Raw genomic sequence first — 26,692 nt, 5'->3', positions numbered from 1 at the left:
ACATCGCCACATTGTTTATCAGATAAATGATTCATGATGATGCTCGCTTTAAATAATAGTGTTGATACCAATAATGTAATTGTTCAAGAGTTGCTGAGTTTAGGATCACTTTTGGTCTGGCTTGAGTGATTAGCGCAATCGCATCATCAATCGTTTTAGATTGTTGACTATGAACTAACCATGCAGCGGCGACGGTCGCACTGCGCGAATAGCCTAATTTGCAGTGAACATAAATTGTGCCGCTTTCTGCAAGCTCATCCATTGTGTGCACGGCGCTTTCAATATCCTTTGCACTTAGTGGTAACAAATCGATTTGAGGTTGGCTACGATAATTTAAATCGTGGCTATAGGAATTGCGAGGCCACTCGCAAGTCATATCGAAAACGGCTTGAGCTTGCAAAGGATAAAGCGGGCGTCCACCCAAAATAAGTTTATCGTTAATTTTGCTAGGTTGTCGACACGCCTTCGCATAGTAATGATAAGTTCCTACGGCAATTAATCGATACGGGAGTAGCAAGAGGAGCGCCGAAGGTGACATGCTACCCATCGGAGTTTTTTGGAATACAGAAGCGCCTAGACCTAAGTAGCCAATCGCGACGATAAACAACGCAATAGCAGGCCATAGGAGTAGCCATGCGATACCTTGAAGCGTTATTGCGAGTAACAAACAGGCAAACGCCCCTAAGCCATAATTCGTGCTCATTTTAAAGCTACGACGGCTGCCGGTGTAGTGCCAGTGCCATTGGCTTTCAATAGGCAATAGATAACTAATAAGGACACCAACGGCAAAGCCACTGATAACATCAATAAAATGGTGTTGCCACGTCGTGAGGACAGAAATGAGGATCAGTAGCGACCAGCTATGTAGCAACCAATGCCATTTAGTCGGCATATGAGCTCGGAAACGTAACCACAATAGCCACAGTAAAATAATATGTAATGAGGGGGCTTGGTTATAAGGGAGGTCAAATAATTCAAGGCTATCGAACATCCAACCGGTGATACCGCTTGTGTCAGGCCGAGGGAAGCTAAATTTTAAGGGGAATAATAAAAAGCCAACACAGGCGGCTAATGAGGCAGTGATTAAGCGTAGCCCTTGGATTGTTTGCTCTCTTAAAGAGGTGCAAATAAAAAGGGATAGGCCATAAAACAGGTCAATACTCCAATAAGGGATAATTGTCCAAGGTAAAAAAGGAATATGTGTTTCCCATGAATAAACATAAGAGGGAACATTGGCTAGCGTAGACGTATAAGTGTTGACTTGCCCATAGGTAAGAAAGAAAAAAGGGGCTAAAAAGACTAACCAAAAGAAACCGTATAACCAAATTTTTCGCCGCGGCGAGGAAGGCAAGGGCTTATGTGTGGTTGTCATTCGTCTATCCGTTTAGCTAGTTTAATTGATATTGAGATGGGAATTAAAAAGAGTATTGCGTTCACTCAGTGAGTTGTTGCAAGCTATTAGTATATCAGCTTTATTGAATATTAAAGGGGATAAGGTAGTGATGGTTGTCACCACCTTATTAAGCAAAATATCAGGTTCGTTTATGCTCAAATACGCTTAACGGCGTCGAGCAATAGAAACACTGAATATGCCCCAGTTATCAATTAACTGATTAAGTTTTTCGAATCCAGCTTCGTCGACAAGTGCGTCCATTTCACCTTGGCTCCGGCAACGCATCACCCATGCTTGTCCACCTTGGTGACTTGGTAAGACGCGAGCGATCATTTCAACCTGAGGGTGCCAAGGTTGGCAGGTGTAGATAAGTAGGCCACCAGAAGGGATCGCCTGAGATAAACCACTCAGTGAAGCTCGAATCAGGTCATTACTTGGGAAGAGTTCGTATAAACCACTTACGATACCAAGTGTAGGGGCTGGCGTTATGGAAGCTAAGTCATTCGTATCAAAGGCATTGCCTTCTTCAAAACGCACTTTATCTTCAAGATAGCGCTCTTTAATATGTGAACGACCTTGCTCAACATTGACAGGGCTATAGTCTCGCAGTAAGACGGACTCCACTTTGCCATAGTCATTAATAGCGTCGAAGACGTAACGACCTTGTCCGGCGGCTATATCGACAATACGCACTGGCTGGTGTTGTTCAGTTAGCTCACGAATAGCTTGTCGAATGATATTTTCGATGTTGGTTTTACGTTGGCGGATCCCTTGCCAGCCGATGCTATTGAGGTATTGCCTATCAATGATTCGGCCAAATAACCCTTTACCTTGTGCTTTATCACGGTAAATGTAGTCAAGGGTCGACCCAGAGTCAAAACCTTTGTCATAACCAATGCGGACACCTTCTGAAGCCTTGCCTAGTGTACTCATAGAACGGCTAAGTAGCTTATAACCAAGGTTTTTAGGGCACCATGCAGGCAGAGGTTGCGTTAGCTCGCGATAAGCATCTGCACTCACGCTCCAAGTATCTTCATATTGGTAATCATGTTGATAGCGAGGAACTGAGAATAGTTTGCCAATGAATTCACGGATTTTGGCAATAGGGATATGGCGCTCTTTTTCACCCAGTGTATCGTGATAGAAGCCAGGTAAAATATGTTTCTCTTTAATGGGAGTATTAAGGCGCTCATAAAATTGATGCTGTGGTTTATGGTGTACCACATGATCACTACCAGAAATAAACAGTTGTGTTGGGAGGGTAATCGCACCTGCATCAGCCACTATTCTATCAGCAGTTTTGTACAGTTCGAGCAGGATATTAACTGCAATAGGGCGCGTAATTAATGGGTCACGGTTGAATGAGGCTATGCGGCTTTGGTCGTGAGTTAGGAATTTAGCTTTCACATATGAGTTAACATAAAACAAACCCCGCATTTTTTGCATCAAAGCAAGTCCTGTGCGCGCAAATGGTACATACAACTTAACTTTAAAAGCTGGGGATGCTAATACCATCCCTCTAATAGGAGGGGCATAGTCATGTACCCAAGCAGAGACTAACACGGCACCAACGCTTTGACCAATGACGATAATATTTGCTAATGGTATCTGGTACTGGGATGACACATAACGTACAAATTCATCCACATCATGAATAGAGGTGCCAAGGGATGGGCTATAACCACGAGGGCCATCATTTCTGCCATGGCCTCGGGCATCCCATGCGAACATGGCGTAGTCAGGCAAGTCTAACTCATCGACAAGATGAGCAACGCGTCCTGAGTGTTCGTGGCCGCGGTGAAATAGAATAATGGCTTTATCTGTTGATTGTTCTGTTGGCCAGTAACGATAAAACAGCGGGGTACGGTCACTGGTGATAAACTGAGATTCAATGACAGGACGTTGAGTTAAATAGTCTGTCTGAGCGTTCATAATGGTTCCTTATGATGATCCGTTTGTGTATTAAGCTCACTTAAGGCCTTACGGATACGGTTGTAGCAGGTGTAAAACAGCAACAATGAAAGGACAATAAAAATAGCAGTAAACCAGTTAGAAGAAGTGATTTGGGGAAAGAGTGCGACTAATAGCCCAAAAGTACCGAAAATAAATGCACGGTCACTCTTACCGATAGGGCCATCATAGCGACGTGAAGCGCCAATAGCTTGTGCGATAACCCCAATAAACTCTGTTAATAATGACAAGAAAAGGATCAGTAAAATCCATCCAAAATCATGAGGGAACAACAAAACAAAAGGGATATACAAGGCCATATCGGAGATAACATCCCCCGTTTCATTTAATATTGCACCGAGATGACTTTTTTGGTGATGTTCACGTGCGAGCATACCGTCAATGGCGTTCAGCGCCATGCGAATAAATAAAACAAAGGGTAATAAAATAAACAGGTGTGGGTTAGGAAAAATAAATAGCAGTGCTCCGATCAAAATAGATAATAGCATTGCAGCCAATGTTACTTGATTTGCTGTCACGCCTGAGTCATAAAGCTTTTGTACGATAGGCCGTAGCAGGTTCTGAAATTTAGGTTTCAGATCATAAATTGTCATTTATTCATCCTTGCAAATTACAACCATAATGGTGCAAATATAGCGTATATGAATACGCGATTATTTTTTAGCTGCAATAAGAGCTATCCTAAGTTAGATTTCTCTCTTGTGATGATAACCTGTGTTCGTGGATATTACCTTTCTATAATATATTGATTGTAAATGAATAATTCATTATCGTAAAATTAAGTGTTTATTTATTGTTCATTTACTTTTATGTTTCGTAATTGTAATAAATTAATTAAGTCGATTTTATAAAGTAATAGAAAATTTTAATCAAAAAGTGAATCAATAACGTAAAAAGAATGCTCAAGTGGCGTATAAAAATCATCCATTGCAGAAATAATAGTATCGCCGAGCTGGATATCATGAGTGTTGAATATCGAAAGTAAAAAAACATCTTAAAATAAGATGTTTTCTGTAATAACACAGCTTCTATTGGGATGAGATTATTTAAACAAGTTGTTCTTCAACGCGATATCTATTGGCAATATTCAACCTCATCCGTTTAAATTGGCTTGGGGTCATTGTCGTCATTTCTTTAAATTTCCGACAAAATGCACTGTGATCAGCATAAGCACATTTTATGGATATTTCAGTAATCGAATAATCTTCTTCGAGTAATTCAATCGCATGTTCAAGACGTTTTTTTTGAATATATTGTTGGGGAGTTATGTGGAATATGGCTTTAAATTGGCGATTTAGTTGGGATAAAGACAAGCCCGATATATCTGCAAGAGTGGTTATTTTTATTGGCATATCAAAGTGTTCGCTAATAAATTGTTCCACCTGACCCAACTGCTTGTTTAATTTTTGACTGACCGACTTTACATCTTGCAAATCTACCGAAATCCCAGCCACACCAATCACTTGGTTATGCGTATTGAAGATAGGAACTTTGGTTGTGACGCACCAACCTAATATGCCTGCTTTATATAAATGCAATTCTAATTTGTTAATGACGCTGATCTTTTTTTGCATCACCAGATAATCCTGAGAGCTATAACTGCGACCTAACTCATGATGAAAAATATCTTCGGCTCGCTTCCCAATGACATCGTTAGTCGTAGCCATTTTACAGCGTTTGGCTAGGTTCTCATTAGCAAGAAGATATTTGGCATTACGATCTTTAACAAAAAAAGTGACATTCGGTAATGTGTTAATTAATGGCATGACCAGCCCGAGGTGATTTAAAAGTATTTCAATATTATCAACGGGAAACAGCATATTTTCCTGACTAATTAATAGCAGCTTATTTAAATTAATCATGCGGCCTCCAACAAGTTCAACAAATATGATTAGTTCTCTGAAATATTTTTATATTGTGCCGAATTGCGCATCAGTGAGCACGAAAGATATCAAGATCCTTTAACAAAAATCAAGCATTCTGTTAACAATTAAAGTGAGCAGAGGATGCAATATGCACAAGCGCTATACACAAATTGAGGTAATTGATTCACATACGGCGGGTGAACCAACTCGATTAGTTATTGATGGTTTTCCTGATCTTGGTAATGGCTCTATGGCATCTCGTTTACAGCGTTTAAGGCACGAGCATGACCTATGGCGTACCACCACCATATTAGAGCCACGAGGCAGTGACATTTTAGTCGGTGCGCTACTTTGCAAACCTCAAAATCCACAAGCCACTGCGGGCGTCATCTTTTTTAATAACGAAGGATATTTAGGCATGTGTGGGCATGGCACGATTGGCCTTATTGCTTCGTTAGCTTACCTAGGAACAATTACGGTTGGCGAACATACCATTGAAACGCCAGTGGGTGATGTTCAGGCGACATTGCACCCGGACGGCAGTGTCAGTATCCAAAATGTTTACTCTTATCGCTACCGCAAATCGGTCGCGGTGAAGGTTCCTGACGTGGGAATGGTGACGGGGGATATTGCTTGGGGAGGAAATTGGTTCTTTCTGGTTGAGCAATCACCGGTAGAGATCCATCACCGCAATACCAAGGCGTTGACTGAAACGTGCTTAAAAATAAAAGCGGCCTTAGTTGAACAACATATTTATGGCAAAGATGACCAAGAAATTGACCACATTGAACTTTTTGCTGCGTCTTCACAGGCCGATAGCCAAAGTTTTGTGTTATGCCCCGGAGGGGCTTATGACCGTTCACCTTGTGGAACAGGCACGAGTGCCAAACTCGCGTGTTTAGCCGCTGATGGCAAGTTAAACGAAGGGGCAATTTGGCGTCAAGCGAGTGTCATCGGTAGCCAATTTGAAGCCAGTTATCTCTGGGCTGATGGGAATGGCATTATCCCAACCATTCGAGGTACGGCCTATATCAGTGGGCGTAATACCTTGCTTATCGATGAAGCCGATCCATTTCGTTGGGGGATCACGGTGTCGTGAGAGGTTGATATGGATAAGAAACGTTCAGTGATTGTTATCGGTGGCGGCATTATTGGCTTAAGTATCGCGCTGACATTACAAGCGGATGGAACAGATGTTTTGCTGGTCGAGAAAGAGCAGGTCGGCGCTGGAGCGTCAATGGGGAATGCTGGACATATCGCGACGGAGCAAGTTTTCCCTGTAGCTGACCCATCAATTTTAAAATCGATTCCTGCGATGTTGTTTGATCCTCTAGGGGCACTGCGTCTCGATTGGCGTTATTTATTGCCATTGACGCCTTGGTTACTACGTTTGTTGGGAAATATGCGACATAAACCCTTTCAACGTATTCATCATGCGTTATCCACAATTAATGGTGCATCACTGGCTGCGTGGCAAGCGTTCAGCGATGACTGGCAACTGGCTGATCTTGTAAAAATTCAAGGTTCACTGCTGGTGGCAGAGAGGGAAGCTTCCTATGAAAAACTGCAAAAGCAAGGTGAGTACCTCAACTCCATAGGAGTGAAAAATCAACTATTAACTCAGGCACAACTATTGGCACGAGAGCCTGCTTTGGCTGGTAATCAATTAGGTGGGCTTTATTACCCAGATACGGGGCATGTCGTAGATCTCAATGCACTACATACTCAATTAACAAATCACTTTTTGAGATTGGGGGGTGAGTTACTTTCTCAGTGTGAAGTTACGGGCATTCATACCACTTCAGGTAATACAGTGCGCCTGACAACTTCACAAGGACAATTGGCGGCGCAGCGAGTAGTGATTTCAGGAGGCGCATTTTCTAAATCATTGGTCAAGATGGTTTGCCGCATACGTGTTCCACTTGAAACAGAGCGTGGCTATCACCTTATGTTGCCTAAAGAGACAAGTAGGTTAAGCGTTCCTGTTTCAAGTATCGATAGGCGCTTTATCATGACGCCCATGAAAGGTGGATTGCGCCTTGCGGGTACGGTTGAATATGCGGGATTGAAACGTCCAGCCAATATGCAACGTGCTCGACACTTTATTCCTCTAGCTGATCCCATGCTTAACACACCGCTAAATAGCGAGCAAGCAACTGAATGGATGGGATTTAGACCGACTCTCTCAGATTCGTTGCCAGTGATTGATAAAAAAGGACCTTATATTTTTGCCTTTGGCCATCAACACTTAGGTCTAACTCAAGCGGCCATCACGGCAAAAATTGTACATAGCTTATTCAAAGAACAGCCGACACCGATCGATTGTTCACCTTATTCCATTGAACGATTTATATAAAAGTTAAGGAGATTTCACATGAATTTTCACGGCATTATTGTTCCAATTGTGACGCCATTTCACAGTGATTTTTCATTAAATGTTAGTGGGCTAGCACAATTAACTGAAACCTTAATTGAACAAGGTGTATCAGGACTTGTTGTGTGTGGCACGACTGGGGAGTATTACGCATTAAACGAGAAAGAGCGTGAAGTGGTGCTGACTACCGTGAGTAAAGTCGCCAAAGGGCGAGTTACCTTGATTGCAGGGATTAATGACCTATCGACAGAAGGGGCGATTAAGCGTGCAGAGCAAGCGGTTTCATTAGGTTATGAAGGCTTGATGTTAGCACCGCCACCATACAGTTTACCGGATCAGCAAGGGGTAATTGCGCATTATGAGCAGGTTGCTTCAGCAACACCATTACCCATCATCATGTATAACTTCCCTGCGCGTATTGGGATCGAAATCGAATACGACACTGTCATACACCTATCTAAGGTGAAAAATATTGTTGCGATTAAAGAAAGTAGTGGTGATTTCAGCCGAGCGCTACGTTTATTACAAACTCAATTCGACAATTTTGAGGTGATTTGTGGCTGTGATGATCAGCCTGTCGATTTCTTTTTTTGGGGCGCGAAAAGTTGGATTGCGGGGGCTGGAAATGTATTCCCAGCAGAGCAAGTGGCAATTTATCAGGCCGCACAGCAAGGGGATTGGTCTACGGCGAAACGGATCATGTCAGAAATTTACCCTGCAATTTATTCGATGGAATCTGGGGATTATAACCAAAAAGCCAAAGCGGGTTGTATCAAGGGTACTGTCGATGTTGGGCCAGTTAGAATGCCACTTTCCAATATTTCACCGCAACAACAACGTGAATTTCTCGCCTTGATAAAATAAGGAAAAACGCCATGAAAGTGACCAAAGAAGCAGTATTTGAGCGAGCTCGTTCAGGTTTATTGTGGGCGGGTAACTTGATAGAAAACTACCAAGGGAGCAATGAAAAATTAGAAACCAGAACGCCTATTGATGACAGCATTATTGGATTTATTGCCGATGGTGATGCTCAAGATGTCGATGCCGCAGTTTCAGTGGCAAGAAAAACCTTTAGTGATGGCTGTTGGCAAGGTTTGTCGCCGCAAGAGCGCAAACAAGTCATGCTGCGTTGGGCACAGTTGATTGAGTTACATCAGGAAGAGCTTGCTGCATTAGATTGTGTTGATGCGGGTAAGCCAATCACAGAATGCTTAAATACAGATATGCCAGCGACCATTGAAACTTTTTATTGGTATGCCGAAGCACTGGACAAAATGTTTGGAAAAGTTGCGCCGACAGGTCATCAGGCGTTGGGGTTGATTGTACATGAACCCATAGGTGTTGTGGGGGTTGTTTTACCGTGGAATTTCCCCGCACAAATGTTTGCATGGAAAGTTGCTCCAGCGTTAGCTGCGGGGAACTCAGTGATTGTAAAGCCCGCGGAGCTGACCTCATTGAGTGCTTACCGAATGGTTGAATTGGCTTATGAAGCTGGGGTGCCAAAAGGTGCTCTGAGCTTAATTTGCGGATTAGGGGAAAAAGTGGGTGAGGCGATAGGTCGACATAGGGATATCGATATTGTCTCTTTTACCGGTTCGACTGAGGTGGGGCGGTTATTCCTTAAATACTCTGCTGAAAGTAACTTAAAAGAGATCGTGTTGGAGTGTGGTGGGAAAAGCCCGCAAGTGGTCTTTGAAGATGCCGATCTTGATGCTGCTGTGCCTCATATTCTATCAGCCGCTTTCTGGAATATGAGTGAAAATTGCAGTTGCGGCTCTCGCCTAATTGTTCATGAAAGTATCCGTCAAAAGCTATTAGATAAACTCGTTGCAGCATTAGCTGAGTGGAAAGTTGGTGATCCCATGGATGAAACTGTCTCCATTGGGCCAATGGTTGAAAAAGCTCACTTTGAGAAAGTGAAGTCATTTATTGATCTTTCTGTGAAACAGGGCGCAAACATTGTTGCAGGTGGAAAAATCCACAGTGAAATGGGCAGTGGTTGGTACATTGAGCCGACAATATTCGATAACGTCACTCCAAAGATGTCATTATTCCAAAATGAGGTTTTTGGACCCTTACTTGCCGTGTCAACGTTCGCAACAGAAGAAGAAGCGATTGCCCTCGCTAATAATACACACTATGGGTTAGCGGCCTCATTCTATAGTCAAAATATTCATCGAGTGATGAAAGTTGCTCGGCAAATTAATGCAGGCACAGTGTCGGTGAATGGATTTAGTGAAGGTAATATCACGACGCCTTTTGGTGGCTTTAAGCAGTCAGGCTTTGGCGGCAAAGATAACGGATTAGAAGCTTTCGAACAATATACTCAAACAAAAGTCATTTGGATGATTAATCATTAATTTATTCACAACCTGAACAGCGTTAAGTTCAGGTTTTTTTATCCCTACAAATACATAATGACAATAACGAAGGAGTACTCATATGGAAGCCATCGTTAACACACTCGTTGGATACATTTGGGGCAACGCATTAGTGATTTTATCGCTCGGTGTCGGGCTCTATTTTACATTAGCTACACGCGGTGTTCAGTTTCGCTATTTGATTAAAATGGTCTGTTTGCTCAAAGAAAATAAATCATCAAAAGAGGGCATATCTTCATTCCAAGCTTTTTGTCTTGCGCTATCAGGGCGGGTAGGTGTAGGTAATATTGCTGGTGTGGCTACTGCCATTGCGGCGGGCGGGCCAGGGGCGATATTTTGGATGGTAGTGATGGGGCTTTTAGGTGGTGCTAGTGCATTTATTGAATCGACACTCGCTCAGATCTATAAGCAACGCTCCGATGGGCAATACCGAGGTGGCTCGCCTTACTATATCGAAAAAGGGTTAAAACTAAAGCCATTTGCGATTATTGTCGCTGCTGTGATCTGTCTATCTTACGGTGTGTTAGTGCCGGGGATCCAAGCGAATACCATTGCTGACTCTTTCCAAACGTCTTTCAACATTCCGCCTATCGTTACAGGTGTGATTATTACCTTATTGATGGCGTGGTTGATTTTCGGTGGTGTTAAGCGTATTGCCAGTGCTGCCGATAAAATCGTTCCTCTGATGGCGGTCGCTTATATTGTCATGATGGTGATAATTTTAGGTAGCCATTATGACAAAGTACCTGCCATGTTTAGCCTAATCTTTCGGAGCGCTTTAGGGATGGATGCCGTTTTTGGTGGCATCGTCGGTACCGCGGTTTCGTGGGGTGTTCGACGCGCTGTATTTTCTAATGTCGCGGGTGCGGGGGAGGCCACGTTTAGTTCGGCGGCGGCTGAAGTGAGCCATCCGGCGAAGCAGGGGTTGATTCAAGCGTTCTCAATCTATATTGATACTCTTGTGGTGTGCACGGCTTCAGGGCTCATGATCCTAGTCACCAATATGTACAATGTTTTCCCCGATGGAGGAGCAACGGCACTGATTGAACATGTTCCGGGAGTGGCTGCAGGAACTGCGTGGACACAAATGGCCGTCTCAACAGTATTTGAATCAACGGGCTCTGGTTTTGTCTCAATTGCCGTGTTTTTATTCGCATTTACCACCTTGATGGCATATTACTATATCGCAGAGACAACCATTGTTTATCTAGACCGCCAACTCAAATACCCCATTCTCAAGTTGATCCTAAAAATGGTCTTTTTGCTTATTCTGTTTATGGGGAGTGTGCAGTCCGTTAGCATGATGTGGAGCCTTGGTGATATTGGGTTTGGTAGTATGAGTTATCTTAACTTAATCGCGATAGTCTTTTTATCTAAACCAGCACTTCGCGCACTACGTGACTATGAACGCCAAGAAAAATTGGGAATCGATCCGGTTTTCGACCCGAAAGTCGCGGGCGTTGAAAATGCACAATTATGGGAAGAGATCAGTCGCGAATATCAATCGCAAACACAATCACCACAACATAAACAGATTGGAAAATTAACCGAAGAGCAGGAATAACATAAGAGGACATTGATTTGATTAAAAATGGCGGTGAGGGAGGGATTCGAACCCTCGATACGTTGCCGTATACACACTTTCCAGGCGTGCTCCTTCAGCCTCTCGGACACCTCACCGTATTTTTAAATGCAGGTTGCTAACAAACGATATAACTTGTGTTGCAACGGGGCGCTACTATAGGGAAAAGCCGGGCTTGCGTCAACTCCCTATTTGCGCTTTTTACAGTTTTACTGCTTGTTTAGTTAAATATAAAACAATTTGGTTATTATCTAATCTTGAATGGTGAATCTGTGATCGACTTAAACTTCAAGTATTAATTATAAAATTCGTTAGCGGCTTAACAAAATGCTCATCATAACATTCATCAACCGTTGTATTCGCTTGAAAATGAGACATTTTCGGCACACTCTGTTGTAAACATAAGAGGAGTTGTCATGAATATTCTATTTTATCATCCATTTTTTGATGCTAATGAGTGGATCGACGGCATGAAAGCTAGACTTCCACAAGCCAATATTCGTCAATGGGTTAGGGGCGATAAACAAAGTGCCGATTATGCTATGGTTTGGCTCCCTCCTTATGAATGTCTAGCAGGGCGAAAAGATCTGAAAGGTATATTTGCATTGGGGGCGGGTGTTGACGCCATTTTGAAGCAAGAGCATGAGAACCCAGGAACATTACCTGCTGGCGTGCCTTTAATGCGCTTAGAAGACACGGGCATGGCATTACAAATGGAAGAGTATGCGATGGCGAAAGTCCTCTATTACTTTCGTCGAATGGATGAATACCGCCAATTTCAATCGCAACGTCAATGGAAACCGTTGCCAGCCTATCGCCATGATGAGTTTGTCGTCGGGGTAATGGGGGCTGGCGCATTGGGGCAAGCGGTGGCTAAAAGGCTCGTGGAATTTGGTTTTCATGTGAGAACGTGGAGCCGAAGCGCAAAACAGCTCAACAACGTAAAGAGCTATTATGGACAAGAACAGTTAGGGGCGTTTCTGCAAGGTACACGGGTGATTATTAATTTATTGCCAAGTACCCCCCAAACAGTCGGAATTTTGAATCAAAGCTTATTTAGTCAGTTACAAAAAAATGCCTTTATTATTAACCTTGCTCGTGGCTCGCATCTTATTGAACAAGACTTATTGGCAGCATTAGAGTCGGGGCAAGTTGCAGGTGCCTCTTTGGACGTATTTGCCAGTGAACCTTTACCACAAATGCATCCTTTTTGGACACACCCGCGCGTTGCGATTACACCCCATATTGCCGCGATTACACTACCGCAAGAAGCGATGGACATGATCAGCAGCAATATTCAACGCATTGAAAATGGGCAAACACCTGTCGGGATTGTTGATATGCAACGCGGTTATTAAGGTATACTTATTTTATTTCAGGTTGCAGCTTGGTTGATGGCACTGCTTTATATTCTTCATGCCATCATTTCTTATCCTTGCTGCGCCTCAAATGACTTAGAGTATGCTGGTGATAAGCCACCGTATAATGCGAAAACAGGAACCTGACATGAACGAATTTTCGATCGTCTGCCGTATTTTGGGAACACTCTTTCAGCGCTCCCCCGATGATAGTGTGGTAAAGCCATTACTGGATATGATAGCCCAAGATAAATTAAAGGCATCTTGGCCATTGGAGCAAGATGAGTATTGGGCGCGCATGGCAAAATCGGTTGATATGGCAGCGATTACCGCCGACTATCAAACGTTATTTGGTGGAGAAACACCTGCGGTTTCGGTGTTTGCCCATGATTATGATGATGAAATCGCGGAAGCGGAAATCCGTGAATTTCTTGTTGAGAGGGGGATGGCTCTGACAAACGCGAGAACCGATGCCTTTGGTGCGCTCTTATTGGCGGCATCTTGGCTTGAGGATCAAGCGGCAGAAGATGAAACAGCGGCGCAAATTGAGCTATTTGATAGCTTTATATTGAGTTGGTATGGTGCATTTCTAGGCAAAATGGAATCTCATGCGACAACGGCATTTTATCGTACGCTGGCGCAAATTGCGCGTGATGCAGTGATTGCATTACGTGATGAATTAGAGTCAGAGTGACAGCGTCACTTTTGGTGTAATAAAATCCGCCTCTAAGCGAACCTTGTCAATGTAAATTGGCTATCAGAAAAACGAGGTAAGCCACTTAAGAGGCTTTTGTATTGGTATTAAGTATAACGCGTAGCATTTTGATAAACGCGTATATAGGTAGATAAAGAAAAGGCAACGTCTAAAAACGTTGCCTTTTGTGCTGTTTTCAATCGAAAATTTTTATGGATGTTAGTCAACTAAAGGAATAACGAGCTTGCCTGGTTTGATTTCAAGCCCTTTTGCTAATTTTTTAGCCGTTGCCTCAGCTGCACTATTTTCTGGATTCAACACATAAACCGGTTGTGTCTCAAAAAAGGTTTCTAATGAACTGTTGAGGTATGGGATCACGGCAGCAATAGCGGTATCCATACTCTCAGGAGTGACAGTGTATTGGCTGATGTTCAGCTCTTTTAAGTAAATGGCGCCTGCTTGAGCGTCAAAATAAGGGCGAGCCGTTAGGGTAAGCGCTATTTTGGCCTCGGCTTTACCTAATAAAGTATCTAAGTTGACTGCGGCATCCCCCGTTAAGGCGATTTTCCCCGGCTCACTGCGACCAATTTCTGATTTCAAGTTGGTTAATTGGATGTCTGCATCCGCGACGCCAGAAATACCAACTTTATTGTTATATTTAACTTTATTTGCAAGATACTGATTAACCGTATTTTCGCTAATCGAAAATTCAGTAAGTTGGCTACAGCCAGTGAGTAAAGTTAAACAGCCAATCAGAGCCGCCAATATAAATTGTTTCATAAACACTCCTTTTACAGTAACTTGACTATCTTATCCTATAATTATGGTTAATTGGCCTTTTACCCACATTTTTGTTAGTTAAAGTTTAAATTTATGGGCGTGTAGAGTCTAAATATCTCCGTTATTAACCACTTAACATGGCAGATTCAATTTTCTTACGGTTAAATTGTTTATGCAGTGCCCAAAGAGTGATGAAACCAATTACACCTAATAAAAACCACGGTAATTGTGGCAGATCCCATTGGTGACCAATATCGTACATCCAACCTCCACCAGTGTAGCCAACAGCACCTCCTAAAGCTAATCCTAAGCGGCTAAACCCCATATAACTACCGCGTGCACGTGGATCTGCCAGTGAAGCACTTAATGTTTCTCGTGCAGGATCGGCGGTTACAGTGCCTAAATAAAATAAGCATATTAATCCAAATAAAACAGGTAAAGAGCTCGTCATACCGATAGGAAACATGCTTAAACTCATTAAAAACAATCCAGCCATTAAACGCTGCTCAAGGCGAAAATATTTTTCACTCCAACGAGCGATGGGATAAAGTAACGTTAATGAAATAACGGCTTCAATGGCATACATCCATTTCACTGCGGTTGGCGTGCCTGCGATTTCATTCACAACAATAGGGAACATCAGCATAACCTGTACAGAGAGCATAAAATAACCAGCTAACGTGACCACATAGGTCACAAAACGGGTATCTTTGAGTACTCGGCTCATACCTTCTTTGATTGGTGTTCTTACCGTTGAAATACGGTAGGCCGGGAGTAGCCAAGCATTACAAATAGCGGCAAGTACAAAGACGGCCGCGCCAGCCCAACAGACATAATGGAAATCGTATTGCAGTAACCAACTACCAATCAGTGCACCAATAACGGCGCCCGCGCTGTCTTGCATGAGCAGCAGAGAATAAAAGCGTCCACGCTCATAAGGCCTTGTTAGCTTAATAACTAATGCGGTTCTTGGAGGATCAAATAGTGTTCCACCTAATGCTGACAAGACACAGGAGAGCCACAACACCCAAGGGTCATTGGCAATTGCCATGAGCACAAAGCCACAGGCTCGCAATAGCATCCCTATGACTATCATTGGCTTAGCGCCAAAGCGGTCTGCAATAGCACCACCAAAGATCCCAAGTCCTTGCTGAACAAATTGTCTCAGACCTAAAGCAAAGCCAACAATGACGGCGGCCCAACCTAGCTGGTCAACAAAGCGAATAGAGATCAATGGAAACACGACAAAAAAACCGAGAACAACCAGCATGTTGTCTAGGAGTAAAAAATATTTACCTAGACTTCTTGCCTGTGACACCTGCGCCATGACACACCATCGTAAAAAATAATAAAGAGGGAAGGATTCTTAATGTTTCTCATCAATAATATCAGTAGAATAGAAAGGGGAAGATGATATTTTTTTATCGTTATACCTAATGGTTATTGATAATGTGTTTTTATCCTTATGCCATCTCTGGCGATTTAATTTTTAAAAGGGTTAACGATGTTTGGTTATCGGACAAATGAACCAAAAGTGCGTCTTGTGACAGAAAGGATGGTTGTACGGTTAGCATATGAGCGTGACGGCTATCGATTAGCAGATTACTACAGCGAAAACAGAGAATTTTTGAAACCTTGGGAGCCAACCCGAGACAGTTCACATTTCAATCCATCAAGCTGGAATAGTCGCTTACATTTAATGACCGAGCTGCATCGTCAGGGAAACGCCTATCATTTTTTACTCTTAGACAGTCAAGAAAATGAAGTGATGGGTGTGGCGAATTTCAGTAATGTATTGCGTGGTGCTTTTCATGCGTGCTATCTAGGCTACTCATTAGGTGAAAAGTGGCAGGGGCAAGGGTTGATGTATGAAGCCCTTTCACAAGCTATCCGTTATATGCAAAAACATCAAGGGATGCACCGCATTATGGCTAATTACATGCCACACAATTTGCGTAGCGGTAACCTTTTGGCTCGTCTCGGTTTTGAGCGAGAAGGGTATGCCAAACAATATTTGCAGATTGATGGCCAGTGGCGTGACCATGTACTTACGGCGTTAACCGATGCAAATTGGAAACCGGTGAAACCCTAATTAACGGTATACGCCTAATAATTCGAGTGCAGCGTATCAAAATTATCAGCTTGCTGCTCTCGGACTCGGGCAAGTAACCTCTGATTTTATCATACAATCATAGTCAGTCATGCTCCACGCTGATAAACTGGCATAATTGTTTTCTTTTAGTCTACCTATCATGAATTTATTAAAATCATTAGCAGCGATAAGCTCTATGACTATGATGTCTCGGGTACTTGGATTTATCCGTGACGCAATTATCGCTCGGGTATTTGGTGCAGGGGCAGCCGCGGACGCCTTTTTTGTCGCCTTCAAATTACCTAATTTATTACGCCGTATTTTTGCAGAAGGGGCGTTCTCACAAGCATTCGTGCCAATACTGGCGGAATATAAAAACCAACAAGGCGATGAAGCAACTCGTACTTTTGTGGCGTATATTTCGGGGATGCTTACCCTCGCACTAGCGATTGTCACCGTGATCGGTATGATTGCCGCCCCTTGGATTATCTATGTGACGGCGCCGGGCTTTGCTGCCGATGCCGATAAGTTTGCATTAACCACAGACCTACTGCGGGTCACCTTTCCTTATATCTTTTTAATCTCACTCGCGTCGTTAGCTGGTGCAATTTTAAATACATGGAATCGTTTTTCGGTTCCTGCGTTTGCGCCAACGTTGTTGAATGTGAGTATGATTTTCTTTGCAGCATTTGCGGCGCCTTACTTTGATCCCCCCGTAATGTCATTAGCTTGGGCCGTGATTGTGGGGGGGATTTTGCAACTGGTGTATCAACTCCCGCATTTGAAAAAGATCGGCATGTTAGTTCTGCCACGGATCTCTTTTCGCGATAGTGGTGTTTGGCGAGTAATGAAAATGATGGGGCCTGCCATTATTGGGGTATCTGTTAGCCAAATTTCGTTGATTATCAATACTATTTTCGCATCATTTCTGCAATCTGGCTCAGTGTCTTGGATGTATTATGCGGATAGGTTGATGGAGTTGCCATCAGGGGTGCTGGGTGTTGCATTAGGAACCATTTTGTTACCTTCGCTATCGAAAAGTTTTACTAGTGGTAACCATCAAGAATATCGTCATTTAATGGATTGGGGCTTACGCCTCTGTTTATTGCTCGCCTTGCCTTGCGCGATTGGTTTAGCGATCCTTTCGGAAGCGCTTACCGTATCGCTGTTCCAGTATGATAAGTTTACAGCTCATGACTCATTGATGACGCAATACGCATTAATGGCCTATTGTGTAGGGCTGACAGGGATGATCCTAGTGAAAATTTTGGCGCCAGGGTTCTATTCACGTCAGGACATTAAAACACCAGTTAAAATCGCTATTGTCACATTAATTCTAACTCAGTTAATGAACTTAGCATTTATTGGGCCAATGAAGCATGCCGGATTAGCACTGTCGATTGGTTTAGCAGCGTGTTTTAACGCGGGTGTCCTTTATTGGCAATTACGCAAGCAAGAAATTTTCAAACCACTTGCCGGTTGGCGAGGTTTTATTTTTAAACTCGTCATTGCCCTTATCGTGATGTCAGCGGTTCTGTTTGGTGTATTGCACTTTATGCCAGAATGGCAAGAAGGCAATATGGCCATGCGTTTATTGCGCTTAATTTTTGTGGTGATCATTGGTGCTGGGAGCTATTTCGCCGCGCTATTCGCTTTAGGTTTCCGCCCAAGAGATTTTAAAAAGCAGAGTATTTAAGCCACAATAAATAACTGAAACGCCCCATTGGGGCGTTCAGAAATTCTTATTGTAGCAATTTTCTCACTACCCATTTGCTTGGCAATAGTATTAGGCATACACAAAGCGCTTAAGTAGCGCCTTATGCCACCCGCAGTATTTAACAGGTTGTTAAAATTTTGTCGGTAATGACAGGGCCATTTGAGCTGGATTATTAGTCAAATAGTCCTGTAATAATCCATTCATTGGAAGATCATGTACGTCGAGTCTTGGCCTTTCCCCATGGGGTAGCGATACATGCCACCTTGCCACGGCTTTGCCGATCAATATAACAGCAGGATTAACAGGGGGATTATTGGCTCGTATGTCTCAACGTAATAAAAAAATGACCATTGCACTTAACTATATATCGGGGATAGCGCTGGTATTGATTGGTTTAATACTTCTATATGATAATTTCATTTTCAAGAGATGAATTTAAGGTTAAATGTGTCAAAACAGTATCGGCATCTTTGCCTGACTATAATGATACATTTAACCAGAGAAAAATAATTACTAACATTTGCTGTAAAAAACGTCATAACAGCTGGTAAGAAGCTTCGTGAAAATTTTAAAGAGAGGGGCTTTCGTCTAATAAATAATATCGCTGATTCATATAATGAGGCCGCTTTTTATTACGGTATTGGAGGGGCATGCTATTTCGTCTCTCAGCTCTAACGCTCATATTGAAATAAAGCGGTCTAAAGAGCACGAAAAAAATTTCCTGAAATTGAGTCGACAGAAACAATAAACCCTATGCACAGCATAGGGTTTATTATCAATATGACACTTAGATATCAGCTTACATACGTTCGACGGTATCGATCCCTAAAGTATCCAACCCAGCTTTTAATGTCTTCTGGGTCAATAACGCTAATTTTAAGCGGCTTTGGCGCTGAGCTTCATCTTCGGCGCTTAAAATAGGACAGTGTTCATAGAAGCTTGAGAACAGGCCGGCTAAATCATAAAGGTAAGCGCACATAACATGTGGCGTACCATCACGTGCGACCATCAAGATGGTTTCTTCAAATTGCATCAAACGTGTAGCAAGTGCAATTTCACGTGGGTCTTGTAACACGATAGGCAGTGTGAGATCCGCTTGTGTCACGTTTGCTTTTTTGAAGATTGAGGCGACACGCGTATAAGCATATTGCATATACGGTGCGGTATTACCTTCGAAAGCTAACATGTTATCCCAATCAAAAATATAATCCGTTGTACGGCTTTTTGATAAGTCTGCATATTTCACTGAACCAATACCGACAACATTTGCAACGTTGTTTAACTCATCTTCTGGCATATCGGGGTTTTTGCTGCGGATGAGTACTTGCGCACGTTCAATCGCTTCATCTAATAAGTCAGAGAGGCGAACAGTACCGCCTGAGCGAGTTTTAAAAGGCTTGCCATCTTTACCGAGCATCATACCAAACATGTGATGTTCGAGAGACATTGATTCTGGGATATAACCGGCTTTACGTACGATTGTCCATGCCTGCATCAAGTGTTGGTGCTGACGTGAATCAATATAGTAAAGTGCACGGTCAGCATGCAGTACTTCATGACGATACTTTGCACAAGCGATATCTGTTGTCGTATATAAAAAGCCGCCATCTTTTTTCTGGACAATAACGCCCATAGGCTCGCCTTCTTTAGTTTTAAATTCGTCAAGATAAACGACAGTAGCACCTTCGCTTTCTACCGCGAGCCCTTTGGCTTTCAAGTCAGCGACAATCCCAGGCAGCATATCGTTATATAAACTTTCGCCCATGACGTCATCTTCAGTTAACGTCACGTTCAAGCGACGATAGGTTTCTTGGTTTTGCTGCATGGTGATATCAACCAGTTTACGCCACATTTTACGGCAGTACTCATCACCTGATTGCAATTTAACCACGTAACCTCTTGCGCGCTCAGCGAATACTTCATCGCTGTCATAGTGTTGTTTTGCTTCGCGGTAAAACTCCTCGAGATCTGCCAATGCCATGTCACTTGCATTTTCATTTTGCATTTTTTCGAGGTAAGCGATCAGCATACCAAATTGCGTACCCCAGTCACCAACATGGTTAGCACGGATCACTTTATGCCCTAAAAACTCTAAAGTACGTGCGGCAGCATCACCGATAATTGTCGAACGCAAATGGCCTACGTGCATCTGCTTGGCCACGTTTGGCGCGGAATAGTCGATGACGATAGTTTCTGATTTAACAGGGGATAGGCCAAGGCGATCACAGGTTAATGCTTGTTCCACTTGTGTGGTGAGCCAGCTTGGCTCAAGGAAAATATTGATAAAACCCGGCCCTGCGATTTCTACCTTGCTTGCAATACCTTCAAGATCTAAATGGCTGACAATCTGCTCGGCCAGTTGTCGGGGATTGATGCCCATTTTTTTAGCAGCGCCCATTACACCGTTGGCTTGATAGTCACCAAACTGCGCTTTCGCTGATTGACGCACAAGGGCATCACTGCCTTCTGGAGCTCCCGCTGCCTGCATTGCAGCACTGATTTTATCTGAAAGAATAGCCTGAATATTCACCGGATTACCTTAAATAACGAACCATAGTTATCGCATTGTGCCATCACATGCGTAGAACTAAAAGAAAGAAGAGAAAATTCGGCAGGTTTTATACCATATTTTAAGGGAGTCGTGCTACAGTCTGGCAGTTTTATTCACGGTATAGCTGTCATATTTCAATAGCGTTGATAACACAACAGACGAAAAATTGAGAGTATATCGCGAATGCGAAGAGATAAACGGTGTTTAGAAAAGAGTGTGTTGAATGACTGAATTTGCCAATGTGCCTGAACTGCAAGATCTATGGAACACGTTGCCTGAGTTTGAGCAAAAATTAACGCAAATGGCTAAAGTATTAGCTTTATCCTTAAACGATCACCTGATAGACCATGTTTCTGTCCGTTGTCATCATAATGAAACAGCAGAGCGCTGGCGGAAAGGCCTCCACCAATGCGGTCAGTTACTGTCTGAAAATGAAATTAACGGGCGTCCGATCTGTTTATTCGAATTGAACAAACCATTAATAATCGCATCTCAACAGGTTTATGTGGTCGAATTGCCTTTTCCAAAAGGAAAAATGTACCCACAAGAGACATGGGAGCACGTTGAGATGGTCATTAATGTTGCCCCAGAACAGCTAGAGCAGAGTGCATTGGCATTACTGCCACATCCGCTTCCAGAAGGCTACAGCTTGAAAATGAGTCAACCGAAAGGGCAGTTAGAAAGATTGCCTAATCCGACATTAGCAGTGACAAATGGGATAATTACTTTGAAATATCACCCTTACGCGCTGAAACAGATTATTGAAAGCGAAAAATAAGTGATGCAATTAACGTTATTACGAACAATTCGTAAAAAACTGTTAATGGTGTGATGTTAATCCGGTAACGTTCAAAAATTAGTGGCATCATTAATCGAATGTTAACGATTAACAAGTTCCTTTAAGTTATTAATTAGATGTTAAAGCAACGCTTTAATCCTACGTTTTGGAGGTGGTCATGGCAAAATTGGAAATTTGCTGTTTCGGTATCGAATGTGCACAAGTTGCACAAGAATACGGCGCTGATCGTATTGAATTATGCTCCGGTGCAGCAGATGGCGGCCTGACACCAAGTTATGGCTATCTAAAATTAGCAAGCGAAAAACTTCATATCCCCGTTCATCCTATTATTCGTCCGCGCGGAGGCGATTTTTGCTATAACACGAATGAATTTGAAGTAATCTGTGAAGATCTGCGGATGGTGAAAGAGATGGGCTTCCCAGGGGCAGTTATCGGAATCCTCGATACCGAAGGGCGTATCGATATCGACCGCATGGCGACATTGATGGAAATAGCAACGGGAATGAATATCACGTTTCACCGCGCATTTGATATGTGCGTGAATCCCTTATTAGCCTTTGAACAACTAAAAAGTTTAGGGGTTGCTCGTATTCTTACATCGGGGCAGCAGCAGAATGCAGAGTTGGGGTTACCGTTACTTAAAGAGTTAAACGAAAAAAGTATTGAAATTAACGGCCCAGTGATTATGGCTGGTGCAGGGGTTAGGCTGGCTAATTTAAGTAAGTTTATGGAAATAGGGCTGGTAGAATTACACAGTTCGGCGGGGAAATCAGTTCCGTCAAGTATGAGTTATCGTAAAGCAGGGGTGACGATGGCATCAAACAGTGAAAATGATGAATTTACTCATTACTGCGTTGATGGGCCAACCGTTGAAGCGATGAAAGATTTTATTTCGATCACTGAAAAGATTTCAGCATAAAAACGAAATTATTCAATAATAATTAATAAAAAGGGAGAGTTTTATCTCTCTTTTTATTTTGGGTCATGTAATCAATACAGAAAAGAGATAGTAAGTAATAAATCGTTCAATATAGCCTTTTACCCATAAAACAGTATTCAAAGTCATTTTAGAGATCATGCTAAATAAGAATTAAATGATAAGGCAATATCGATAAGATATTAAAAAGGGGAATAGTTTCGCGCTTTAAAGAGAACAGTTATATGCTGTTTTTCTCGAGGTAATAAGGCATAAGAAACCGCGTATAAGATAATCTTCTTTATCCATAAATACACGTAAATTGATTGGGCCGTTATAGAAAATAAGATAATAACGTGCCCAATAAAATTACCTTGAACTAGGATTTGGCTGGAAAAACAGCGTTTGCATAAGAAACACCATTTTCTAGGATCTCAATTGCCAATGGTAGCAGCTTTGAGGGTTTTCCACCGTTATCCTCAGTCGTATAATTTCCTAATACAACGAGGTTCTTATCTTTTTCAGCCCCATGGATATATTTTACGACGGAATTTTTTATAGGCTCTAACTCATAGATCTTTTGATTCAGTATGGAAGCAAAATAGACATCATCACCTTTTTTATAGGCAACAACAGTAACCAAACGTCCTTCTGTTGAGTCAACGACCTTGAGTGTTTCAGGGCTTAATTCATTGTCGTAAATCTCTTTTGCTCTATTAATGAGATGAGCTCTCACTCGATTACCGACTGATGAATCGTTAATATAGTTTTCGATTTGAGCTAATCCATTCATATTATCTATAAACGCTTTATTTTGAAGGTTCTGCGCTTTAATACCACCCTCATAACCGCCGTGCTCACAAACTAAGGCAGGAAAGCTGTCTTTACGGATGCGATTGCCAACACGAACAGAGTTAATTACGATATCGTCACCGATATAGACTTCACTAATAAATGGCCTAAACCCCATAAATTCATTTTGATTATTCTTTGCATTAAACTCACCACAAACGATGGCTTCATCGGCATTCCTATGAACAACAATATCTTTATATTGTATTGAGTCAGGATCAGGATAATGTGTGGCAATCTCTTTTTTTATTGCAGTATGAATTTTATTTTCTGGGGGAGAGCAAGCGAATAAGAGAAAAGAGAGAGGGAAAATAAAAAAATGGGGCAGTTTCATGATCGTATCCAAATGAGTCTGTCATTAATAAAGGCTAACCGCTATTTAATTTTTGTATAAGTATATTATATCAATAAATATTGAGAGATAAAATGTTTGCAGGGTTTGATAAATGTATTATTACTATTTGGGCAACTACAGATTTAAAAATACGGAGAATAAATTGAGAAAAGAATAAGAGTGAAACAAGTCACCCTTATTCGATGATTTTAGGGTTTACGTGCAACGAGGATAGCGCGTAATGGAGCAGGGTAACCTTCGATGGTTTTTGTTGAGTCATTAGGGTCTAGAAATTCTGCTAATGAATCCGTTTTCATCCACTCAGTACGGCGCTGCTCTTCAACTGTGGTGATGGCTTGGTCAACGATCCGCACATCAACAAAACCACATTTTTCTAACCAAACTTTAAGCATTTTAGCCGATGGAATAAAGTAAACGTTACGCATTTGTGCATAACGGTCACCGGGTACTAAGCACTGGAACTCATCCCCTTCAACAACCAAGCTTTCTAAAATTAGTTCGCCTTCACTGACTAATTGATTTTTTAGCTGCCATAAGTGGTCAAGAGGAGAACGACGATGATAGAGCACTCCCATTGAAAATACGCTATCAAAGGCATTAAGTGCGGGGAGCTGTTCGATGCCTAATGGTAATAAATGAGCGCGTTGGTCATCGCCCAGTAATTTCCTAACCGCTTCAAATTGGCAAAGAAACAGTTGTGTAGGATCAATCCCGACGACAAATGAGGCGCCTTCGCCTAACATGCGCCACATGTGGTAACCACTACCACAACCCACATCAAGGATCATTTTATCCTTTAAAGGGGAGATGTGAGGTAAAACCCGATCCCATTTCCAATCAGAGCGCCATTCCGTATCGATATTGATACCGTATAGAGAGAAAGGGCCTTTACGCCAGGGTTTTAATTGCTCAAGAATACTATTAAGACGGCGAGTTTCCCCTGCGGATAATTCAGGGTCACGTATCGCAGTTACGCTATTTTTTAAATCGAGTTGGGTGGGGGTCATGATGGGTAAATTTTCTAACATTTTTTCCCATGATTTGAATCCACCGTGTAATTGCGAGTTTTTCCACTCGCTAAGTTGAGCGGGTAATGTTTCAAGCCAATGACTTAAAGGGCCTGTTGCAATTTGCTGATAAAAGCGCCCGAAATCAATCATAACTGTGCCTCTTTAAGTGCTAATAAGGAGCCAAAGTTAAAGCATTGGAACCATACTTCACAATGCGTAAAGCCGGCTTGTTTTAAACGTAACTTATGCGTTTCAACAGAGTCGGTCAGCATAACATTTTCTAACATGCTGCGTTTCTGGCTGATTTCTAATTCGCTATAACCATTTGCACGTTTAAAATCATGATGCATATTGAATAACAATTCACCAATCTCTTTGTCTTCAAAATTGAATTTTTCTGACAGCACAAGGATACCGCCGGGTTTGAGGCCTTGATAAATTTTAGTTAATAGCTGTTGGCGGTCATTAGGATTAAGGAACTGCAACGTAAAATTGAGTACCACCATCGATGCATTTTCAATAGGGATATCGCGAATATCACCTTCGATAACCTCGACGGGCGTTGCGGCTTTGTAAGCGTCAATATGACGACGGCAACGTTCAACCATTGCAGGTGAATTATCGACAGCAATGATTTGGCAATGTTGCGCGGTAATATTGCGGCGAATTGACAGCGTTGCTGCTCCCAATGAGCAACCAAGATCATAGACACGGCTGTTTTCGGTGACAAAGCGCCCAGCTAGCATCCCAATCATCGTGATAATGTTTGAATAACCCGGCACCGAGCGCTGGATCATATCGGGAAAGACTTCGGCAACTTTTTCATCGAATTGCCAATCACCTAAGTTGGCAATCGGAGCGCTAAAGAGGCTGTCTTTATTGTTGGATTCCTGACTTGACATAAGATCTGTGTATGTAAAACAAAAGTAGTTGCGGATTGTAGCAGAAAAGGCGCGTAACCTGAAAATCAATCAGTCAAAACAGCAATAAAAGTTTTACGACACTTAAATAAAGTGCCGCGTTGATAATAAAAATTAAAGATTGAAGGAAAAAATTTGGATCCAAGGTAGGTAATAGATATTGGCGATAACCATCAATGTCATGGCAATATAGGTTGCCGCCATGCCTGAGCGACGATAAGAGATATCATGATTTTTCAGGCCATAAGAGTGGAGCATACGCCCTGCGATTAAAACTAAGCCACATAAGTGGATCATCCAAACCTGCGCGCCGTTCATCTCCATAAAAAGCAATAATATCAAAGCAATGGGGATGTACTCTATAGCGTTACCATGAGCGCGAATCGCTGTTTGTAGCTCATAGAAACCCCCATCACCATAAGATACTCGATATTGATTTCTGAGCTTCACAACATTCAACGATAGTTTAAGTAGTAACAAAGCGCCCAGTACAGCATACAGAGAGCTGACCATTTATTCACTCCATTGCTTAACCAAATTGATTCACTGATTGATTAAAACTATTCACTATATTAATAGATATTAGTAAAATTTACTAATAGTATAATGTCTAATTAGTTTACCCTTAAATTAAGGCTCCACAACAACGTAATCTGTTGGTGATTAACTTAATTAATTAGGCCATCTTGTTGTAATTTCGCCATAATGATCGCGGCAGTGGCTGAACATTTTGCTAGGTCATGGCTATCAAACCAAGCAAGCTCCGCAATTTCTGCGGCAGGGCGAGGGGTACCATTATAATGCGCAAAATAGCAACGAATACGTACCTGAGTTCCATCTTGCTTACCATCAGCAGCGCCAATAAATTCATCATAAAATTGAAGAGAATCTTTATGTAAGGTTAAGGTTAACTCTTCTTCAATTTCTCGACATAAGGCTTGTTCATCACTTTCGTTAGGTTCGCGCTTTCCGCCCGGAATATAGAAGAGTGTCTTATTATGAGAACGAACCATTGCTACTTTGCGGTCAACAAGTGTAATTAAGCCTAACTTATCGATAATTTTATTGTCCATTGCCTTTAA

23 protein-coding genes and 1 tRNA gene are annotated in these 26,692 nt (G+C 42.2%); 11 read left to right on the top strand and 13 right to left on the bottom strand.

Annotated elements, in window-relative coordinates:
* Window positions 1-31: 31 nt before the first annotated feature.
* The 4 genes from PSF11_RS03460 to PSF11_RS03445 all read right to left on the bottom strand — a co-directional run bounded on the left by PSF11_RS03460 (window position 32) and on the right by PSF11_RS03445 (window position 5,226).
* Window positions 32-1,372: a phosphatase PAP2/dual specificity phosphatase family protein gene (locus PSF11_RS03460; protein WP_072502233.1), complete on the bottom strand. Its 1,341-nt coding sequence runs from the start codon at window positions 1,370-1,372 to the stop codon at window positions 32-34.
* Window positions 1,373-1,558: 186 nt separating this feature from the next.
* Window positions 1,559-3,325: a bifunctional alpha/beta hydrolase/class I SAM-dependent methyltransferase gene (locus PSF11_RS03455; RefSeq protein WP_053110883.1), complete on the bottom strand. Its 1,767-nt coding sequence runs from the start codon at window positions 3,323-3,325 to the stop codon at window positions 1,559-1,561.
* Window positions 3,322-3,957 (bottom strand): CDP-alcohol phosphatidyltransferase family protein, encoded by a 636-nt coding sequence (locus PSF11_RS03450; RefSeq protein WP_014658278.1) that lies wholly within the window; start codon window positions 3,955-3,957, stop codon window positions 3,322-3,324. The genes PSF11_RS03455 and PSF11_RS03450 overlap by 4 nt, the downstream gene beginning before the upstream one ends.
* A gap of 453 nt (window positions 3,958-4,410) precedes the next feature.
* The gene (locus tag PSF11_RS03445) at window positions 4,411-5,226 is read right to left on the bottom strand and encodes a helix-turn-helix domain-containing protein (protein ID WP_004919404.1); all 816 of its coding nucleotides are present in this window, start codon (window positions 5,224-5,226) and stop codon (window positions 4,411-4,413) included.
* 151 nt (window positions 5,227-5,377) lie between these two features.
* Between PSF11_RS03445 and PSF11_RS03440 the strand changes: the two genes are divergently transcribed.
* The 5 genes from PSF11_RS03440 (at window position 5,378) to PSF11_RS03420 (ending at window position 11,548) form a co-directional block, all read left to right on the top strand.
* Complete coding sequence (locus tag PSF11_RS03440) at window positions 5,378-6,328, top strand: 4-hydroxyproline epimerase (protein ID WP_004919407.1); 951 nt, start codon at window positions 5,378-5,380, stop codon at window positions 6,326-6,328.
* 9 nt (window positions 6,329-6,337) lie between these two features.
* On the top strand, window positions 6,338-7,585 hold the full coding sequence (locus PSF11_RS03435) for an NAD(P)/FAD-dependent oxidoreductase (RefSeq protein WP_061064067.1): 1,248 nt from the start codon (window positions 6,338-6,340) through the stop codon (window positions 7,583-7,585).
* A gap of 18 nt (window positions 7,586-7,603) precedes the next feature.
* Window positions 7,604-8,467 carry a 4-hydroxy-tetrahydrodipicolinate synthase gene (dapA, locus tag PSF11_RS03430; RefSeq protein WP_004919411.1) on the top strand — a complete coding sequence of 288 codons (864 nt, stop codon included), beginning with the start codon at window positions 7,604-7,606 and terminating at the stop codon, window positions 8,465-8,467.
* Between the two features lie 11 nt (window positions 8,468-8,478).
* Window positions 8,479-9,963 (top strand): aldehyde dehydrogenase, encoded by a 1,485-nt coding sequence (locus tag PSF11_RS03425; protein ID WP_072502234.1) that lies wholly within the window; start codon window positions 8,479-8,481, stop codon window positions 9,961-9,963.
* Window positions 9,964-10,045: 82 nt separating this feature from the next.
* Entirely contained in the window at window positions 10,046-11,548 is a 1,503-nt protein-coding gene (locus PSF11_RS03420; RefSeq protein ID WP_076913920.1) for an alanine/glycine:cation symporter family protein, read from the top strand.
* Between the two features lie 28 nt (window positions 11,549-11,576).
* Here PSF11_RS03420 and PSF11_RS03415 read toward each other — a convergent pair.
* Window positions 11,577-11,664 (bottom strand) — tRNA-Ser (locus PSF11_RS03415).
* Between the two features lie 318 nt (window positions 11,665-11,982).
* On the opposite strand from PSF11_RS03415, the gene ghrA reads away from it, so the two are divergent.
* A complete protein-coding gene (gene ghrA / locus PSF11_RS03410) occupies window positions 11,983-12,924 on the top strand; it encodes a glyoxylate/hydroxypyruvate reductase GhrA (protein WP_014658283.1) in 942 nt (313 codons plus the stop codon).
* A gap of 148 nt (window positions 12,925-13,072) precedes the next feature.
* Window positions 13,073-13,618, top strand: a complete 546-nt coding sequence (locus PSF11_RS03405; RefSeq protein WP_272682737.1) for a TorD/DmsD family molecular chaperone — start codon at window positions 13,073-13,075, stop codon at window positions 13,616-13,618.
* Between the two features lie 219 nt (window positions 13,619-13,837).
* Here the strand turns inward: PSF11_RS03405 and PSF11_RS03400 are convergent, their stop codons facing one another.
* Both PSF11_RS03400 and mdtH read right to left on the bottom strand, forming a co-directional pair.
* Window positions 13,838-14,398 (bottom strand): lipoprotein, encoded by a 561-nt coding sequence (locus PSF11_RS03400; RefSeq protein ID WP_004919424.1) that lies wholly within the window; start codon window positions 14,396-14,398, stop codon window positions 13,838-13,840.
* 124 nt (window positions 14,399-14,522) lie between these two features.
* Window positions 14,523-15,725 carry a multidrug efflux MFS transporter MdtH gene (gene mdtH / locus PSF11_RS03395; RefSeq protein WP_004919425.1) on the bottom strand — a complete coding sequence of 401 codons (1,203 nt, stop codon included), beginning with the start codon at window positions 15,723-15,725 and terminating at the stop codon, window positions 14,523-14,525.
* 177 nt (window positions 15,726-15,902) lie between these two features.
* Between mdtH and rimJ the strand changes: the two genes are divergently transcribed.
* Together rimJ and murJ are read left to right on the top strand one after the other, a co-directional pair.
* Window positions 15,903-16,490, top strand: coding sequence for a ribosomal protein S5-alanine N-acetyltransferase (gene rimJ / locus PSF11_RS03390; RefSeq protein ID WP_004919428.1), 588 nt, complete (start codon window positions 15,903-15,905; stop codon window positions 16,488-16,490).
* A gap of 160 nt (window positions 16,491-16,650) precedes the next feature.
* The gene (murJ, locus tag PSF11_RS03385) at window positions 16,651-18,186 is read left to right on the top strand and encodes a murein biosynthesis integral membrane protein MurJ (protein WP_004919431.1); all 1,536 of its coding nucleotides are present in this window, start codon (window positions 16,651-16,653) and stop codon (window positions 18,184-18,186) included.
* Between the two features lie 820 nt (window positions 18,187-19,006).
* Here murJ and argS read toward each other — a convergent pair.
* The gene (gene argS, locus PSF11_RS03380; protein WP_014658286.1) at window positions 19,007-20,737 is read right to left on the bottom strand and encodes an arginine--tRNA ligase; all 1,731 of its coding nucleotides are present in this window, start codon (window positions 20,735-20,737) and stop codon (window positions 19,007-19,009) included.
* Between the two features lie 244 nt (window positions 20,738-20,981).
* Here argS and PSF11_RS03375 point away from each other — a divergent pair, with 244 nt between their 5' ends.
* Both PSF11_RS03375 and cutC read left to right on the top strand, forming a co-directional pair.
* Window positions 20,982-21,536, top strand: coding sequence for a VOC family protein (locus PSF11_RS03375; protein WP_004919436.1), 555 nt, complete (start codon window positions 20,982-20,984; stop codon window positions 21,534-21,536).
* Between the two features lie 178 nt (window positions 21,537-21,714).
* Window positions 21,715-22,476 (top strand): copper homeostasis protein CutC, encoded by a 762-nt coding sequence (gene cutC, locus PSF11_RS03370; protein WP_072502235.1) that lies wholly within the window; start codon window positions 21,715-21,717, stop codon window positions 22,474-22,476.
* Between the two features lie 376 nt (window positions 22,477-22,852).
* Here the strand turns inward: cutC and PSF11_RS03365 are convergent, their stop codons facing one another.
* From PSF11_RS03365 to PSF11_RS03345, 5 genes are all read right to left on the bottom strand, one after another.
* Window positions 22,853-23,659: a hypothetical protein gene (locus tag PSF11_RS03365; RefSeq protein WP_040133094.1), complete on the bottom strand. Its 807-nt coding sequence runs from the start codon at window positions 23,657-23,659 to the stop codon at window positions 22,853-22,855.
* A 209-nt stretch (window positions 23,660-23,868) separates the two neighbouring features.
* Complete coding sequence (gene cmoB, locus PSF11_RS03360; RefSeq protein WP_072502236.1) at window positions 23,869-24,840, bottom strand: tRNA 5-methoxyuridine(34)/uridine 5-oxyacetic acid(34) synthase CmoB; 972 nt, start codon at window positions 24,838-24,840, stop codon at window positions 23,869-23,871.
* Window positions 24,837-25,592, bottom strand: a complete 756-nt coding sequence (gene cmoA / locus PSF11_RS03355; RefSeq protein ID WP_004919440.1) for a carboxy-S-adenosyl-L-methionine synthase CmoA — start codon at window positions 25,590-25,592, stop codon at window positions 24,837-24,839. Before cmoA ends, cmoB begins: the two co-directional genes overlap by 4 nt.
* A 132-nt stretch (window positions 25,593-25,724) precedes the next feature.
* Window positions 25,725-26,123 (bottom strand): MAPEG family protein, encoded by a 399-nt coding sequence (locus PSF11_RS03350; protein ID WP_072502237.1) that lies wholly within the window; start codon window positions 26,121-26,123, stop codon window positions 25,725-25,727.
* Between the two features lie 155 nt (window positions 26,124-26,278).
* Window positions 26,279-26,683: an NUDIX hydrolase gene (locus PSF11_RS03345; RefSeq protein WP_004919442.1), complete on the bottom strand. Its 405-nt coding sequence runs from the start codon at window positions 26,681-26,683 to the stop codon at window positions 26,279-26,281.
* Between the last annotated feature and the right edge of the window lie 9 nt (window positions 26,684-26,692).

The organism is Providencia sp. PROV119 (assembly GCF_028482435.1).
Lineage (GTDB): Bacteria > Pseudomonadota > Gammaproteobacteria > Enterobacterales > Enterobacteriaceae > Providencia > Providencia stuartii.
The sequence above is the reverse complement of the archived record's forward strand: the minus strand, read 5'-3'. Positions and strand labels throughout refer to the sequence as shown.

Bases quoted from the DNA above. Each gene is read 5' to 3' on its own strand.
- PSF11_RS03460 (WP_072502233.1), bottom strand. From the start codon at position 1,372: ATGACAACCACACATAAGCCCTTGCCTTCCTCGCCGCGGCGAAAAATT.
- PSF11_RS03455 (WP_053110883.1), bottom strand. From the start codon at position 3,325: ATGAACGCTCAGACAGACTATTTAACTCAACGTCCTGTCATTGAATCT.
- PSF11_RS03450 (WP_014658278.1), bottom strand. From the start codon at position 3,957: ATGACAATTTATGATCTGAAACCTAAATTTCAGAACCTGCTACGGCCT.
- PSF11_RS03445 (WP_004919404.1), bottom strand. From the start codon at position 5,226: ATGATTAATTTAAATAAGCTGCTATTAATTAGTCAGGAAAATATGCTG.
- PSF11_RS03440 (WP_004919407.1), top strand. From the start codon at position 5,378: ATGCACAAGCGCTATACACAAATTGAGGTAATTGATTCACATACGGCG.
- PSF11_RS03435 (WP_061064067.1), top strand. From the start codon at position 6,338: ATGGATAAGAAACGTTCAGTGATTGTTATCGGTGGCGGCATTATTGGC.
- dapA (WP_004919411.1), top strand. From the start codon at position 7,604: ATGAATTTTCACGGCATTATTGTTCCAATTGTGACGCCATTTCACAGT.
- PSF11_RS03425 (WP_072502234.1), top strand. From the start codon at position 8,479: ATGAAAGTGACCAAAGAAGCAGTATTTGAGCGAGCTCGTTCAGGTTTA.
- PSF11_RS03420 (WP_076913920.1), top strand. From the start codon at position 10,046: ATGGAAGCCATCGTTAACACACTCGTTGGATACATTTGGGGCAACGCA.
- ghrA (WP_014658283.1), top strand. From the start codon at position 11,983: ATGAATATTCTATTTTATCATCCATTTTTTGATGCTAATGAGTGGATC.
- PSF11_RS03405 (WP_272682737.1), top strand. From the start codon at position 13,073: ATGAACGAATTTTCGATCGTCTGCCGTATTTTGGGAACACTCTTTCAG.
- PSF11_RS03400 (WP_004919424.1), bottom strand. From the start codon at position 14,398: ATGAAACAATTTATATTGGCGGCTCTGATTGGCTGTTTAACTTTACTC.
- mdtH (WP_004919425.1), bottom strand. From the start codon at position 15,725: ATGGCGCAGGTGTCACAGGCAAGAAGTCTAGGTAAATATTTTTTACTC.
- rimJ (WP_004919428.1), top strand. From the start codon at position 15,903: ATGTTTGGTTATCGGACAAATGAACCAAAAGTGCGTCTTGTGACAGAA.
- murJ (WP_004919431.1), top strand. From the start codon at position 16,651: ATGAATTTATTAAAATCATTAGCAGCGATAAGCTCTATGACTATGATG.
- PSF11_RS03375 (WP_004919436.1), top strand. From the start codon at position 20,982: ATGACTGAATTTGCCAATGTGCCTGAACTGCAAGATCTATGGAACACG.
- cutC (WP_072502235.1), top strand. From the start codon at position 21,715: ATGGCAAAATTGGAAATTTGCTGTTTCGGTATCGAATGTGCACAAGTT.
- PSF11_RS03365 (WP_040133094.1), bottom strand. From the start codon at position 23,659: ATGAAACTGCCCCATTTTTTTATTTTCCCTCTCTCTTTTCTCTTATTC.
- cmoB (WP_072502236.1), bottom strand. From the start codon at position 24,840: ATGATTGATTTCGGGCGCTTTTATCAGCAAATTGCAACAGGCCCTTTA.
- cmoA (WP_004919440.1), bottom strand. From the start codon at position 25,592: ATGTCAAGTCAGGAATCCAACAATAAAGACAGCCTCTTTAGCGCTCCG.
- PSF11_RS03350 (WP_072502237.1), bottom strand. From the start codon at position 26,123: ATGGTCAGCTCTCTGTATGCTGTACTGGGCGCTTTGTTACTACTTAAA.
- PSF11_RS03345 (WP_004919442.1), bottom strand. From the start codon at position 26,683: ATGGACAATAAAATTATCGATAAGTTAGGCTTAATTACACTTGTTGAC.